The organism is Paenibacillus sp. MAHUQ-45, from assembly GCF_058133325.1.
The window spans coordinates 1-14,730 of the sequence record NZ_JBYUPV010000002.1 but is presented as its reverse complement, the minus strand read 5'-3'; the positions used below and the strand labels follow the sequence as shown (position 1 = coordinate 14,730).

Annotated in this window: 14 protein-coding genes and 1 riboswitch; of the genes, 6 read left to right on the top strand and 8 right to left on the bottom strand. The window is 47.0% G+C overall.

Annotated features, from left to right (window positions below; genetic code table 11):
• Positions 1-97 precede the first annotated feature (97 nt).
• Both AC3Y23_RS03765 and AC3Y23_RS03760 read left to right on the top strand, forming a co-directional pair.
• Entirely contained in the window at positions 98-1,084 is a 987-nt protein-coding gene (locus AC3Y23_RS03765) for a helix-turn-helix transcriptional regulator (protein ID WP_379195827.1), read from the top strand.
• 88 nt (positions 1,085-1,172) lie between these two features.
• Entirely contained in the window at positions 1,173-2,423 is a 1,251-nt protein-coding gene (locus AC3Y23_RS03760; RefSeq protein WP_379195825.1) for a methyl-accepting chemotaxis protein, read from the top strand.
• A 16-nt stretch (positions 2,424-2,439) separates the two neighbouring features.
• Here the strand turns inward: AC3Y23_RS03760 and AC3Y23_RS03755 are convergent, their stop codons facing one another.
• Positions 2,440-2,706: a hypothetical protein gene (locus AC3Y23_RS03755; protein WP_379195823.1), complete on the bottom strand. Its 267-nt coding sequence runs from the start codon at positions 2,704-2,706 to the stop codon at positions 2,440-2,442.
• A gap of 287 nt (positions 2,707-2,993) precedes the next feature.
• Positions 2,994-3,086: riboswitch (cyclic di-GMP riboswitch) on the top strand.
• Between the two features lie 186 nt (positions 3,087-3,272).
• Here AC3Y23_RS03755 and AC3Y23_RS03750 point away from each other — a divergent pair.
• From AC3Y23_RS03750 to AC3Y23_RS03735, 4 genes are all read left to right on the top strand, one after another.
• On the top strand, positions 3,273-4,910 hold the full coding sequence (locus AC3Y23_RS03750; protein ID WP_379195821.1) for a thiamine pyrophosphate-binding protein: 1,638 nt from the start codon (positions 3,273-3,275) through the stop codon (positions 4,908-4,910).
• Positions 4,911-4,925: 15 nt separating this feature from the next.
• A complete protein-coding gene (locus AC3Y23_RS03745) occupies positions 4,926-5,306 on the top strand; it encodes a carboxymuconolactone decarboxylase family protein (RefSeq protein ID WP_379195819.1) in 381 nt (126 codons plus the stop codon).
• Between the two features lie 206 nt (positions 5,307-5,512).
• Positions 5,513-5,863, top strand: coding sequence for a hypothetical protein (locus AC3Y23_RS03740; protein WP_379195817.1), 351 nt, complete (start codon positions 5,513-5,515; stop codon positions 5,861-5,863).
• An 81-nt stretch (positions 5,864-5,944) separates the two neighbouring features.
• Positions 5,945-6,937: a 3-oxoacyl-[acyl-carrier-protein] synthase III C-terminal domain-containing protein gene (locus AC3Y23_RS03735; RefSeq protein ID WP_379195815.1), complete on the top strand. Its 993-nt coding sequence runs from the start codon at positions 5,945-5,947 to the stop codon at positions 6,935-6,937.
• A 275-nt stretch (positions 6,938-7,212) separates the two neighbouring features.
• On the opposite strand, the gene AC3Y23_RS03730 is transcribed toward AC3Y23_RS03735, so the two are convergent.
• The 7 genes from AC3Y23_RS03730 to AC3Y23_RS03700 all read right to left on the bottom strand — a co-directional run bounded on the left by AC3Y23_RS03730 (position 7,213) and on the right by AC3Y23_RS03700 (position 14,186).
• On the bottom strand, positions 7,213-8,652 hold the full coding sequence (locus tag AC3Y23_RS03730; RefSeq protein ID WP_379195813.1) for an ATP-binding protein: 1,440 nt from the start codon (positions 8,650-8,652) through the stop codon (positions 7,213-7,215).
• On the bottom strand, positions 8,653-9,369 hold the full coding sequence (locus tag AC3Y23_RS03725) for a response regulator transcription factor (RefSeq protein ID WP_379195811.1): 717 nt from the start codon (positions 9,367-9,369) through the stop codon (positions 8,653-8,655). It lies immediately after the preceding gene.
• Between the two features lie 76 nt (positions 9,370-9,445).
• On the bottom strand, positions 9,446-10,708 hold the full coding sequence (ccsA, locus tag AC3Y23_RS03720; RefSeq protein ID WP_379195809.1) for a cytochrome c biogenesis protein CcsA: 1,263 nt from the start codon (positions 10,706-10,708) through the stop codon (positions 9,446-9,448).
• A complete protein-coding gene (gene resB / locus AC3Y23_RS03715) occupies positions 10,705-12,390 on the bottom strand; it encodes a cytochrome c biogenesis protein ResB (protein ID WP_379195806.1) in 1,686 nt (561 codons plus the stop codon). The genes ccsA and resB overlap by 4 nt, the downstream gene beginning before the upstream one ends.
• Positions 12,387-12,911, bottom strand: coding sequence for a thiol-disulfide oxidoreductase ResA (gene resA / locus AC3Y23_RS03710; RefSeq protein ID WP_379195804.1), 525 nt, complete (start codon positions 12,909-12,911; stop codon positions 12,387-12,389). The genes resB and resA overlap by 4 nt, the downstream gene beginning before the upstream one ends.
• A 112-nt stretch (positions 12,912-13,023) precedes the next feature.
• Positions 13,024-13,782 carry a pseudouridine synthase gene (locus AC3Y23_RS03705; RefSeq protein WP_379195802.1) on the bottom strand — a complete coding sequence of 253 codons (759 nt, stop codon included), beginning with the start codon at positions 13,780-13,782 and terminating at the stop codon, positions 13,024-13,026.
• A 20-nt stretch (positions 13,783-13,802) separates the two neighbouring features.
• Entirely contained in the window at positions 13,803-14,186 is a 384-nt protein-coding gene (locus tag AC3Y23_RS03700; protein ID WP_379195800.1) for an N-acetylmuramoyl-L-alanine amidase, read from the bottom strand.
• Positions 14,187-14,730: the final 544 nt, after the last annotated feature.

Sequence of the window (14,730 nt, the reverse complement as noted above, 5' to 3'; positions counted from 1 at the left end):
GGACTCACGCTTTGCATAAATCCCATTTAATATATGACATCAACTGACATATTAATATGATAAACTCAAACTATAACACTCAAGGAGGAGAACAGATATGAGAGCTGACCGGCTCGTTTCTATATTACTGCTGCTACAGAATCGCGGCAAAATGACCTCCCGTGACCTGGCGCAGACGCTGGAGGTGTCCGAACGGACGATAATCCGGGACATGGAAGCGCTCAGTGCAGCTGGCATTCCCGTGCTGGCAGAGCGGGGACGAGAAGGCGGCTGGATGCTTACCGAGGGCTACCGCACCTCCTTGACAGGCATGAAACCGAAAGAGATCGCCTCCCTCCTACTGTCTGCTGATTCAACGATTCTTAGCGATCTTGGCATTGAAGAGGACTTCTCTTCTGCCGCCCGGAAGTTGGAGGCTATAGTAGCCCCGCATTCCAACAAGTTCGCGCTTGATCCAGTTCAGCGTATACATGTGGACGGCGTGAGCTGGCATCCTTCAGATGAAGCATATCCTTACCTAGCACTGCTGCAGGATGCACTTCGGAACGATCGGGTGGTCAAAATAACATACCTGCGAAATAACGAAGTCAGTGAACGGCTTATTAATCCACTCGGGCTAGTAACCAAACGCGGAGTTTGGTATGTCGTTGCAGAAAGTAGGGGAGTACTGCGGACATACCGGGTGTCCAGACTACAGCATGCAGAGCTCACGAGCGATTTTTTCCAACGCCCGGAAGGATTCGATCTTGGCCAGTACTGGCGGCAATCCACGCAAGCCTTCAAATCTGCCCTGCCGAGTTATCTAGCCACTGTGCTGATACGGGAAGAAACGATACAGGAATTTGAGCGGGAGAGATATCTTACTATAAAAAAAACTACCCCATGTTCCAACGCCGGGTGGCTGAAGGTTGATGTCGATTTCAACACTATGGAGTGGGCCTGCCGGGTACTTTTGTCATATGGGTCCAGTGTCCTAGCCCTCTCACCACAAGTTCTGCAAGAACAAGTACGACAAGCACTGGCAGATACAACCGCACTATATGAGTCTGTCGGACAGAATTTCGTCAAAGATGATCCCGAATAGCATTTATGTCAGTTCTTACAGTAGACCTATACCCGGTTAATCGCCTATAATATTACAATACACAACAATAAAGGGGGACATATTTCCTATGGACTGGATGTACAAGCTGCCTTTGAAACAAAGAATTGTCGCCGGATGTTACTTGATCGCCGCTTTATTCTCCATCCCTGTTTTGGTCACATTTATTATTCTCGGCAAAATTGTTATCGGCATCATTCTGGTGGTCCTGCTTACAACCCTGACTTACCCTCTTTCTCGCTTTGTCGAGAGAACGCTTACATCTTCTTTTGATGATATCTCTAACGTTACACATACGATTTCTAAGGGGGATTTTACGCAAAGAGCCGATGAGAATGGCTCCATGGGTGATATCAGCCGCTCCTTTAATACGATGATCGACAAATTGAAGACCATTTTGACCGATGCGTCACAGATCACACGTCAGGTTATGGATGCAAGCCGCGGTATTGAAGACAAGAATCAGAATCTGAAGATCGTCATGTCTCAGGTGGCAACCTCCTCCAACGAGCTAGCTCAAGGTGCCAACGAGATTTCTAGTGATATTGCTGGCATGATTGATTCTATTAAAGATATTGAAACCAAGGTGTCCAATTACGCTTATTCGACCAAAGAAATGAACAAGAAAACTATACATACGCTGGAATTAGTAGAGCAAGGTCGCCAATCGGTAGATACCCAATCGGAAGGCATGCGCAAGAATATTGAAGCTACACAAAAAGTAGCTGATACTATTGATGCCCTCTCCCATAACGCTCGCGGTATCACCATGATTACCAAGACAATTACCGAAATTGCGGAACAGACCAACCTGTTATCCTTGAATGCTTCCATCGAAGCTGCCCGTGCCGGAGAGCATGGCCGCGGGTTCGCCGTGGTCGCCCACGAAGTTCGCAAACTGGCTGAGGAATCAACGGCCTCGACCAAAGAGGTCTTCAGCTTGGTGCGAAGCATTGAAGCCGATATCAAGGAAGCCATTGCGAATATTACCATCAATGAGGAAGTCGTTCAGGTACAGAATGAAATGATCATTCAGACTGCACAAATTTTCGGGCAAATTGTCCAAAGCGTACAGTACATTACCGAGCAGATCGCCGCCTTCTCTTCGGAAAGCGATCTGATGCTGGACAGTGCCCTGAAAATCTCCTCTGCGATCGAGAACATCTCCGCCATTACCCAGCAAACAGCGGCCAGCACTGAAGAGGTCTCTGCATCGATGAGTGAGCAGATCAATGCTCTGGAATCTGTTGCAGAAGAGAGTGAAAAAATGACGTCAGCCGTCTTCCAGCTACAAAAAACGATTCATATTTTTAAATTTTAGAATTTGTCATCAAAATTTAATTTTTGTTCCTTTCAGCACAAAACTGCCGTATAAGCTCTATTTTATACGGCAGTTTTTCAAACTTATGAAACGTTTGCATTATATCGCTTTCAGACCTTTCCGTAAAATTCATACTCACAAATAACGATTCGCCTTCTCCCCTCTCAAGCATCCTACTTTTAACCCACTCACTTCCATTATAGTTTAGAAAAAAATAAGTATTTGGATTCAATTCTTTCATTAAAAATATCACGGCAAATGATGAGTCAACTAATTTCTTCAATTATTATCTAATCTTCTCCATCCAATTGTTTTGATCCAATTTGCATTTTTGCACCAACCCCTCTAGTCAAATATTCCATACTGACCCAATTAATAGTTTATTTTCGCTCTATTTTGTAACCGCATTCTAATTTACAATACCCCCTTGGATACATTTTAAATTAAAACTATATCCCTATTCTCTTTCATTTTTTTCGTCAAATTCCGAGTTCATTTGTGTAAAATATATTGACAAAGACGAGCTAGGAATATAATGTAAAGGAAAATTATTCTTATAATTAGTTATATAATTTATATGGGCAAAATTCCTGAAAAGGAATGACGCAAAGCCATGGATCTACAGCCTCATTTTTCTGAGGCCATGACTGCCAGGTTGCAGAGAAAACCAGGAGGATCGACTTAATCTTGCGGTCTGAGTGGCGGTTTTTTGCTTCCAACCTGTGCTCCATTATTCGAGCACAGGTTTTGTTGTTTCTTTATACCCGTTTGTATCGTTCTAATCATTTCGCATCACCAGAACGATAATATATTTATCTTTTTACTTATCCCAATTCATACACTTGAGAGGTGTTTTTTTTGAAGACAGTCGCAGATTTTATGGCGGAGGCACTACGTAATCTCGGAGTAACCCATTCATTTGGTATTATTGGTAAATCCATTTGTCCTTTAGTTCTAAAGATGGTGGATTACGGTATTGAGTTTATTCCTGGAAGACATGAATCCAGTTCCGGGTTTGAAGCCGCAGGCTATGCCCTTAAGACTGGCGGACTAGGTGTTGCTTTCGGAACATCCGGTCCCGGAGGAACGAACCTACTGACTGCAGCGGCCCATGCCAAAGCGAATAACCTTCCGGTACTATTTATTACAGGTCATCAATCCATAAAAGAATTAGGTATTCCGCAATGTCAGGATTCTTCCTCATATCTGGCTGATCTTGCTGATATGTTCAAACCGGCTACTCTATTCAGCAAGCTTGTAGAACGTGGCGATAACTTCAGTACCATTTTCAATCATGCTATCTCGATTGCTCTGAGCGGTAACCGTGGTCCCGTTCATCTTTGCTTGCCTTTCGACGTTCAGACAGAACTGCTGGAAGAATTCCCGGTAGTCTATCCAGAGCGCGAATCGTTCGTAAGCATCTCCAATTTTGACCGTGTAATCAACGCTATCAACAATGCTGAGAACCCACTGATTATTGCGGGTAAAGGTGTTAACCGTTCCGGAGCTCATAAAGAGCTGATCGAATTGGCTGAAACCTTCAACATCCCTGTCGTGACTTCTCCTGGCGGCAAAGGTGCTATTCCTTGGGATCACCCGCTGTATCACGGTCCTGTCGGTGTCGGCGGATGCACTCATGGTGATGATCTGCTAAATCGCAGCGATTTGTATATTGTACTGGGCTCCCGCCTGAGCGATATGACCATCTGTAATCTCAAACGTGAGAACCATCCAGAGACTTTAATTCAGTTCGATAGTGATCCTACGTTTGTGGGCAAAATTCTGACCTCCCAAACAATACCGGTCACCGGGGATCTGCGTGATAATCTTGTGTATTATCTTGAACACCTGGATAGAGATTCTGTGACCAAACGTACTACCGAAAGCTTTAACTATCGGGATGAACTGCCTGAGCTCCCTGGTCTCTCTCTGGCTTCAGTCATGAATGTGATGAGTGATCTGATTCCATACAACAACACTATGTTCGTGGATGACGGAAGCCATGGCTTTAATGCCGTTAAATGGTATAACGTTAAAAAACCGGGCAGTTTTGTGTTTGATGCCTATTTTGCCTGCATGGGCAACGCCATTGGCATGGCTATCGGCGCCAAGGTTGCATCACCGGATGAAACGATCTTCTGTGTGACTGGCGATGGATGCTTTATGATGCTCGGTGCAGAGATTAATACAGCAGTATGTAAGGATATCCCGGTTATTTTTATCGTTGTGAACAACATGCAACTGGATATGGCGCTTAAGGGAATGCAGAAGACTACGGGCCGAATTGACGGAACCCTATTCGAAGTCCCAATGGACGCCGTGAAGTTTGGTGAATCCCTTGGAGCAAGCGGATATCGCTGTGAGACGTTGGAACAATTCTCCGCTGCGATCGAAGATGCGGTAGCCTTGAACAAGGTTGCAGTAATCGAACTGTTGACAGACCGTGACGAAGTACCACCTACTGCACACCGTGTAGTGAATCTTTAATTAGGGGGCCAATTTATGAGCGACAATTTGAACAACAACATCAAAAGTGGTCTGAACCACTTTGCTAACTTATCAGGGGACTATGGTGCCAAAGCCTTGGCCCCTATTAAAGACCATTTCCCAGATCTGGCTGAATATATTATGGGCGCCGCCTACGGTGACATTTTTCAGCGCAACACGATCGGTGATGACTGGAAAGAAGTTGCAGTAATCTCCGCACTGATTGCGATGGGACAATACGAACAACTTGGCGTCCATTATGTTATGGCGCTAAGTGTAGGTGTCACTGAGGAGCAGCTTAAGGGTGTTCTGCTTCATTTGGTGCCTGCTCTGGGGGCTCCACGTGTAATTAGTGCCTTTAACGTATTGCTCGAAGTTTTGGAAGAAGTAAAGTAGTCCCTGTTCACTACAATAATTTACATTTTTCGACTTTTTCATTGCAAATATATAAATCATATGCTATTAATATAGTTAAAATATCCCAAAAATAAGTATAATATCGATTGTCGAAAATCGTGAATCAAAGTTTTTGGATATATTATTAATTTGCAAAATGATGTCCTATTTATCAGATCATACTAATTTATGGGAGCGATGAATGAATGGGTAAATTTATTTTGGAAACAGATTCGGTTAAAAAGATTATCAATGTCGAATTGGATGGCACTTTCTCTGAAGAGGATGGCATCAAATCCATTCAAGCCTACCAACAAACCATTAATCCGATCACCCCAGCAGACTATGAGCTGCGCTTTGATTGCAGAAAGCTTAACGTTACCGCTCCTAATGTTGTGCCTCTTCTGGAGGGATGCTTCACTATGATCAAGCAAGATGGCTTTGCCAAAGTGATACTGACCCTTGAGAACAATCCAATTCTTAAAATGCAATTGGCGCGCCTGGGACGTAAAGCGGGTCTGGATAACCTGGAAATTATCTCTACAGTTACTGCATAAGACACAACTTCATATTAAAACCTGTATTTTGCCTGATCATGCAATTATCCATCAGCTCATCACTAATAAGGGGGCAATTCAATGGCCGGCATAATCATCAGAGACATCGCTATCTATCATCCGAGTAATAAAATCGGCAATGATTTCTACATCAAGCATTTTGACGATAGAGGAATAGAGATTCGTGGACTTCTGGCGGCATTGGGTCGTAACACCCGCTACAGTATTAATAATGAGGACGAGAATGCACTGACTATGGGATTTGAGGCGGCTAGTAATGTACTGGAACAAGCAGGACTAACTGGCCAAGATATTGATCTTATCGCCTTCTCCACCCAGACGCCGGAATATATTATCCCGACCAACTCGGTGATCATGCACCGTTTGATTAATGCAGCTTCCCATACCATCTGCATTGACAGCAATGCAAACTGCATAGGTATGACGGCAGCCTTTGATCAGGTTAGCCGGCAGATGATGGCAAATCCCCGTATCCGCCGCGCGCTAGTTATCGGGTCTGACCATATTCTCCCGCATACCGACCGCAATAATCCAGTATATTATGCCGGCTTCGGCGATGCTGCCGCGGCCGTCATTCTAGAGCGTGATGAAAATGCTGTTGGATTAATCGATTCGATCTACCAGACAGACACTTGTGTGTTATACAATTCCATCTTTCCTGTTGAAGGCTTAGCCAAATTGGGAACAACAGGCGTTGCGCCTGGTGAATTCAATGTAAAATTCACTCCATTTGATGATTCCATTTGTGTAGAAGCGGCTACTGAATCAATCAAGACCTTGCTTGCCGATTCAGATATCGCTCCAGAATCCATCAAAGCAGCCTGCTTCTCGCAGCTGTCTCTTCCCAATATACTTAGTGTTGCGGAAAACGTCGGAATTGATAGCAGTGTAGCCGTGTATGTCGGGGATGAATTTGGCTATACTTCGACTAGCAGTCCATTTGTTGCACTTCATAAGGCTGTATCTACCGGTCAAATCGAACGCGGCGATAAAGTATTATTCTGGACTGTCGGTGGAGGCATGCAAAATATTGCAGTTGTGATAGAATACTAAGCTTATTTACTTAAGCAACCTGAAGAAGCATTCCAACAGTAGTTTCTACTTAGGAATGCTTCTTTTTCTATAAGCTCTAAATCTGTCCACAATCAATTCTAGTAGGCTCTTCTTTCCTGGTCTTAGTGTCTTACTCATTTATCTGTTGAAGATGCCTCTGGAGACGATAAGGGGCTGTACAGCCCCATTTGTTCCACGATGAACAAGATTAATCGGTGCCATTCAACAAAAAAGCACCTCTGATAATCAGAGGTGCCGTCAGGCTTTGTTTAGAATTACTGTTTTTCGACAGGTAAACGCAGTGTAAAGGTCGTTCCTTCACTCAATTTGCTCGCAGCCGAGATGTGCCCATGGTGAGATTCGACGATATTCTTGACAATGGCAAGACCAAGCCCCGTTCCCCCTGATTCTCCGCGAACACGGGCTTTGTCAGCCTTGTAGAAGCGTTCGAAGATGTACGGAAGATCATCCGGCGGAATGCCCACACCTTCGTCGCGAATTTCGATCTCGACATAACGGCGGCTCTCCTGTACGGTTTGACCGGCGACAATCAGAATCTTTTTCCCTGCCGGGGTATGGCGGAAAGCATTGTCCAGCAGGTTCGTGAGCACTTGCTCCAGCTTGTCCTCATCGGCCGCCTTCAGCAAGAGTTCTTCACTTAGGTTCCTGTACTGCAGATCAATACCGCGTTCCTTAGCCCGCACAGAGAACTTGCGATAGACACGCTCTAGCAAATCACTCATATCAACCCGAGCCTTCAGCATATCGGTATGCCCAGCTTCCATTCGGGCTAGATCCAGCAGATCCTTCACGAGTCGGCCCATGCGCAGCGATTCATCATGAATGACCTGAATCAGTTCACTGCTCTCCTCTGGTGAAGAGGCCATGCCATCAAGCAGCGCTTCGCTGTACCCCTGCATCATAGACAACGGAGTGCGAATCTCATGCGATACATTCGCCACGAAGTCACGCCGCATTTTCTCCAGCTTGACCTCCTCAGTCACATCACGCAGTACCGCTACAGCCCCACGAATATGGTTCTCTGAATACAGCGGGGCCATATGAACAGACCAGACCCCTTGCCGGACATGCACGTTAGAGCGTTGGTCTCCCCCTTCCTGCAGTGTGCTCAGAAAGAGCGGACGCAGCGGAGGTGGTACCTCTCCCTTGCTGATGATCTCCTCACCGGGCTCAGGATCGGCTTCCTGCACCCACTCCAGGTTACGCCAAGTCTCCAGCAGGGATTGTCCATGTGGATTAGTGAGAATAATCTGGCCTTCAATGTCAAAAGTGACCACTGCATCACTCATACTACGCAGAACACTGGACAGATGGCCTTTCTCATGATTCAGACTGCGAATATTCTCTTCCAGCTCTGCCGCCATATGGTTGAAGGAGGTGGCAAGCTGCCCGATTTCATCACTAGTGACCAGAGTCAGCCGGGTTCCGTATTCGCCTTTGCGAATATTGTTGGCGGCCTCGATCACCTGCTGCATCGGCTGTGTTATCTTAGTGAACAGAAACAAGGCAAAGAACGTCGTCAGAGAAAACCCAATCATGCATGTGTACAAAAATAAGCGCTTGATCGCCCCGGAATTGGCAAAATTACTGTCGATATAAGGCAACAGGAACAGTCCCAGTGTCATCAGTACGACAGCAACCAGACAGATGATCGTGACCCACAGCTTGCCGACAAGGCTTCTCCAGAAGTTCACCTATTTAGGTACCTCAAGTTTGTAGCCTACTCCCCATACGGTCGTGATCATCGCTGCGGATTCCGGTGATACCTTATTCAATTTCTCACGAAGACGCTTGACATGCGTATCTACCGTGCGCAAATCTCCGAAAAATTCATAATTCCAGACATCCTTAAGCAATTCCTCACGTGAAAACACCTTATCCGGCGAAATCGCCAGGTAATGCAATAACTCGTATTCCTTAGGGGTTAGGCTGACTTCCTGGCCACCAGCGGTTACACGGTGTGCATCATGCTCAATAATGAGATGCGGGAATACAATGTTATTGCTGGAATTGCTCTCCTTGGATAGAAAAGCTGTAGCCGAGGAGCGGCGCATAATCGCCTTCACCCGGTAGATGACTTCACGCGGGCTGAACGGCTTGACGACATAGTCGTCTGCACCCATCTCAAAGCCCTGTACCCGGTTAATCTCCTCGCCCTTGGCGGTAAGCATTAACACCGGTGTCGATTTAACGCCGCGAAGTCTAGTCAGTACTTCAATCCCGTCAATGCCGGGTAGCATCACATCTAGCAAGATCAGCCCGTAATCATTGGCTGTTGCCTTGCGAAGGGCGATCTCTCCATCCTCCGCCTCATCAATTTCATAACCTTCTTTTTCGAGATACATCTTAAGTAGGCGGCGGATACGCTCTTCGTCATCCACAACCAGAATTCTGTTCAAATGATCTGCCATTTCACAACAACCCCTTCATCAAATACAGTAGAACGTTACCCTTACTATCGGCTGCTTTGGCAGATTAACTTACCACTTAATCCGTTCCTGCATAGGAATGAAGTCCGGCGATGACCAGATTAACGCCAATCAGGGTAAACATTACGACCAAAAAGCCGAGTACGGCGAGCCATGCGGACTTACGTCCCTGCCATCCGCGTGCAAGCCGTAAATGGAGATAGGCGCTATAAAACAGCCAGGTGACAAGAGCCCAGACCTCTTTTGGGTCCCAACCCCAGAATCTTCCCCAGGCCACTTGAGCCCATATCATTGCAAAAATCAAAGCCCCCAATGTAAAAATCGGGAAGCCTATCGCTATGGCCCGGTAGGTGATCTCATCAAGATCATCGGCATCGATGCCGTCCATTGTGGGATGCAGGGCCGCTCCCAGTGGTTTACGGACAATCAGCCGAATCAACCCGTAGAGAATTAGCCCGGAAAGGAGCGACCATATCACGGTATTAAACTTCCGGCCCGCGTTCACGCCATTCATCCACGAAGGCGCCTCGAACAACGGTTTTTTCATACCCAAAAAGGGCTGGAAGCTCTCAATTTCGCTATGGTAAGGTGCCACAATAGGCGGCATTTTATAACTCACTTTCTCTATTGTACTATCTCCCTGCCCAGGGCTGTCAATCGTAACGTTCTCCCGGACAAAAATCGATTCGTATCCGGCTCCCCGGAAAGCGAAAACGGACCCTAGGAAGGCTATAATGACAATAATCGAGAACAAGGTAAATTCAACAAGACGTTGCTGTTTCCGGTCATTTTTCTCCTTGCTGGTGAAGTTTACGGTGCGCAAGAGATACATGAGTCCTGCAGCAAAACCGACGGCAAAGAATGATTCTCCCAGCGCTGCCAGTGTAACATGAATGTTCAGATAGATAGATTTCAACGAAGGGATCAGCGGCTGAACTTCCTGCGGGAACACCGCAGCATAAGCCATAATAATAATCGAGATTGGAACCGCGAACAGTCCCAGCAAGATTTTACGGTAAATAGCAAACATCACGGTAAACGCGACCATCACCATCATCGACAGGAAGGTCATGAATTCATACATGTTACTAACCGGGATATGACCTGCTCCTGCCCAGCGAGTAAAGAAGTAAGCCATGTGGCACAAGAGCCCCAGTGAGGAGGCAATAAAAGCAACTCGGCCCCAGCGAGCCGTGTGCTCCTCTGGTTTGCGCCCGGACCATTTCCGGCCCATGATGGCAATCGTGAATAGCATGAACGAACCGCTGTATAAGAAAAAGGCGGCTATAAAGACATCACTGCTGATATCGAGCAAGCTCATGCTTGACCTCCCCCGTTGTCCAATGATTTTTCATCCACTACCATGTCTACCTTCTCCAAGATGGATACGATCTCACGGCGAAATCCGAACCAGTTCTTGTTCGTATGTCCTCCAAGGATAAGCTCTTCATTCGCGACGGTCAGCCAGATACGTCTGTGCTGCCAGTAGAAGCCCAGTACAAGGCCCAACATCACTATACCCGCACCTACCCATACAAAAGGCATTGCCCGGTCCACACGCACATTCAGGTATGTCGTAGATTCGGAAAAATCGACGTCCTGCATGCTGCTGACTTCAAGCTCCAGGAATCGGTCTGCGCCTCCCAGCTTGTCGTTGATGCCCTCCTGCTGGAACTGCACCTTGTCTACCTGCTTAGGGAAATAGAAGTACTGCTGACCGTCTGCCGGCAGGTCCGGTCCCTTGATCAGGAAGAGAAATGCCGGTGCATTGGGATACGGCGTTTTGGACACTGGCTGCCCGCTCTCGTTCAGGCCAAAATCCATGTATTTCTCCTTCAGGGAAAGCGTATAAGGTCCTGCCTGGAAGCTACGCTGCGGATTCTTCATCTCCAGCTTGAGTTTGCCGTACGCCTCTCCAGTACGCTTATTCTTAAGTTCCGGCTGTACTGAACGCAGGATAGGCGTGAGATCATAATCAAACTGATACGCTTTCAAACCTTTGTAACTCAAAGGAGAGTTGACCTGAATATCATGTGCGGCCACTTCTTTAAGCTGCGGTGTACGAGTCGGATCTCCGCAATCTGCTGTACATTCGTACAGGACCGCCTTGGTTTCGTACAGCTTGGGCAGCACTTTTTTGCCCCGGAATTCTTCTGGCATTTCAGCGTCGGTGTAGAATTCTACGGTGAATTTCTCATTCTTAAGGTAATAGGTCGTATCCGGAATTGGCGTGATCTCTCCTTGCGGAAAGGCAAGATGCTGATCCATATTTAGACCAGGCAACCCTCGCGCCAGTACAGCAAGTAAAAAAATAATCAGGCCGATATGTATGACGTATGGACCCCAGCGACTGAAGCGGTGCTTCTCGGCGAGTAACGCCCCGCCCTCCGTGATGACACGGTAACCTCGCTTCTTCAGGGGCTTTGCGATCCGGCCGACCCAGGCCTCCGGCTCTTCCTGCATTTCCGTGACCAGCACGACCTTTTGCCGAGTCAGGAACTGGCGGTGTTTGCGGATTTTCTGTCTTGTTAGCGCTTTATAAAGTGGAAGCACGCGATCAAGGCTACAAATAACGAGCGAGGCCCCGATCATGACCAGCAGCAGGACGAACCACCACGATTCATACGTATGGGATAGTCCAAGCTTATAATAGATCTGCCCTGCAATTCCGTATTTTTCCTTGTAATACGTTGAAGCATCAATATTGAGAAAGGTACTCTCCTGAGGAAAAATAGTTCCCAGCATGGAGCCAAGCAGCGTCAGAACAATCAGATAGATAGCAATTTTGACGGATGAAAAAAAGTTCCAGACGAGGTCGATCACATTCGGGTTGGCACGTTGTGAACGGCGGGCTACGCCGTCATAACGCATTTCAAGGTTTTCACTGGAATCCCCATCTTCCTCCAGCGGCTTACCGCAGGCTTCACAGAGGACTGTGCCTACCGGGTTCTGATGGCCGCATTCGCATTTGGTGTTGGTAATTAACGGCGTCCGTCCGCTCATGGGCTCACCAGCTTCCCGATTTGTGAATCCAGCGTATCCAGATCAAGCTGACCGATATGAATACTGTCCACCCTACCCTTTTTATTAATAAAAAAAGTCGTAGGCATCGGCGAAATCCCGTAGCTGCGCACTGCATCCCGCCCGGGGTCCATAACAATCGGAAAATTGATGTTTACCATCTTCACAAAGTTTTCCACAGTCATTTGGTCTTCGCCTACATTTACGCCTACGACAACAACGCCTTGATTCTTCCATTTCTCCCACTGAGCCTGGAGAGCTGGCATTTCCTTCACACACGGCCCGCACCAGGAGCCCCAGAAATTCAGCACGACAGCCTTACCTTTGTACTCATCCAGCGTATGAGCTTTGCCGTCCAAGCCCAACAGGTCAAATGCTGGCGCCTTGCTACCTTCCTTGGGTTTGCCGTCTCCTCCAAATACGGAGGTAGCGATGGCATAGCCGCCAAGCAGGACTACCAGTAATAAAATTACAATCTGCACCGGTTTTCTAGCTTTGCCCACACATGAAGCCCCCTTCTTGTGACGCAACTCGTTACTTTAGTTGTTAGGTGTGAACATCCTATGAACATTATAACGAATATTGTCACAACTTTAGGGCGCTGAATTGTGAACTTTATGTGTCTTTGCGTGGTGATTTTGATTTGAGTAAGCCATTTTTGGCAATTTGCTGCAGATGGTTAATTTCATCCTTAGTCAAGTGACGGTAAGAGCCGCGTTTGAGATTCTGCAGCAAAATATCCCCGAACGAAATCCGCTTCAAACGAGTGACAGGGTGAGACACAGCCTCGAACATCCGGCGCACCTGACGGTTGCGGCCTTCATGAATCGTGATGCTGATTACCGCTTCCTTATTAGCTTCATCAATGTCCTTGTACTCAACCTCTGCCGGAGCTGTCATGCCGTCCTCCAGCTTGATGCCCGACTTGAGCTTGTCCAGCGCGCTACCATGCGGCACACCCTTGACCGTGGCCAGGTACGTCTTGGGAACATGATGCTTAGGATGCGTCAGCAAGTTGGCGAATTCGCCGTCGTTGGTCAGCAGCAGCAATCCTTCCGTATCGTAGTCCAAGCGGCCAACAGGATATACCCGCTCGTTGATGCCCTTGATATAATCCGTAACAACCTTACGGCCTTTAGGATCGGAAGCGCTTGTGATTACGCCCTTGGGCTTGTTGAACATAATATAGATTTTATTCTCGCCCCGGATTTCCTTGCCGGAGACCTTGATAATATCTTGGGCGGGGTCCACCTTCGTACCCAGTGTGGTTACGAGTTCCCCGTTAACCTCTACTTTGCCGGCCAAAATCAATTCCTCGCATTTGCGTCTGGATGCAACGCCAGCTTGTGCTAAAACTTTCTGTAATCTTTCCATTTTCGACTAGTCACCTCAGACTAATGATAACCACCCGAGGGATAAATCACAAGTTCATTCCACGGAAAAAATGCACCTGGGCAAGAATTGTTATGGGCTTCGATAAGAAGTGGGGTAATTCGGTAGCGCGAGGCTAGCTCTAGAATCAGTTTGCCTGCGGCAAACAGCTGCTCCTTTCTGTGCTGAAGCTCCGGGACACTTTCGGCGGTGCTGTAATCCCCCTCCAGACAGAGATGAATATAATCTGGATCGGTGAGCAGCGGGGCGGCATAAACGGCCCCATCCTTCCCGACCCAAAAGTCGAAGCCTTTACCGTTAATTGACGGGCAGCGGGAATGATGTACAATAAAGCCTTTGTAGGTCATCTGCAGAATCTCTCCCTCCACACATTGCTGCAATAGCATATGCCCGGGAGGGAAACCCGGTGACGGTCCTTCGGTGAATATGTTGTACTTTGTAAACAGGAGTTGGGGGAATTAGTGCGGGAAAGATTACGGGGAGGTACGGGGAGGTACGGGGAGATTCGTACAGCGAACAAGAGTGGTAATTTATTCATTACCTGGGACTTACAAAGGGCTTACCGAGGGCTTACCGAGGGCTTACCGAGGGCTTACCGAGAACTAGACTGGGAACTAAAGTGACGAGCACAATGTGGAGCTGACACACAAACTCAGTGAATCAGAAAACCTAAGCTTTCACTTGATCGCCTGTGCTACTACGGTTGCCATCCCCGCCGTTTTCCTTCATGTAACAATTCTTTTTCTAAAGTCTACTCAGCATTAAAATAACGTCATTTTTGTACCTTAAATTGATGATTTTAGAGTAAAAAAGGGAATTAAGGGCATTATTGTTAGACCTGTTGATTAGCTAAATTATGAGTTTAAATACATAATTTAGCTAAATAAATTCTCCACTCCGACGACACTGTTTGTAAACTTAATAATCGTG

Excerpts from the sequence above, each read along its gene's own strand:
- AC3Y23_RS03765 (WP_379195827.1), top strand. The coding sequence starts at position 98 with ATGAGAGCTGACCGGCTCGTTTCTATATTACTGCTGCTACAGAATCGC.
- AC3Y23_RS03760 (WP_379195825.1), top strand. The coding sequence starts at position 1,173 with ATGGACTGGATGTACAAGCTGCCTTTGAAACAAAGAATTGTCGCCGGA.
- AC3Y23_RS03745 (WP_379195819.1), top strand. The coding sequence starts at position 4,926 with ATGAGCGACAATTTGAACAACAACATCAAAAGTGGTCTGAACCACTTT.
- AC3Y23_RS03740 (WP_379195817.1), top strand. The coding sequence starts at position 5,513 with ATGGGTAAATTTATTTTGGAAACAGATTCGGTTAAAAAGATTATCAAT.
- AC3Y23_RS03735 (WP_379195815.1), top strand. The coding sequence starts at position 5,945 with ATGGCCGGCATAATCATCAGAGACATCGCTATCTATCATCCGAGTAAT.
- AC3Y23_RS03725 (WP_379195811.1), bottom strand. The coding sequence starts at position 9,369 with ATGGCAGATCATTTGAACAGAATTCTGGTTGTGGATGACGAAGAGCGT.
- ccsA (WP_379195809.1), bottom strand. The coding sequence starts at position 10,708 with ATGAGCTTGCTCGATATCAGCAGTGATGTCTTTATAGCCGCCTTTTTC.
- resB (WP_379195806.1), bottom strand. The coding sequence starts at position 12,390 with ATGAGCGGACGGACGCCGTTAATTACCAACACCAAATGCGAATGCGGC.
- AC3Y23_RS03705 (WP_379195802.1), bottom strand. The coding sequence starts at position 13,782 with ATGGAAAGATTACAGAAAGTTTTAGCACAAGCTGGCGTTGCATCCAGA.
- AC3Y23_RS03700 (WP_379195800.1), bottom strand. The coding sequence starts at position 14,186 with ATGCTATTGCAGCAATGTGTGGAGGGAGAGATTCTGCAGATGACCTAC.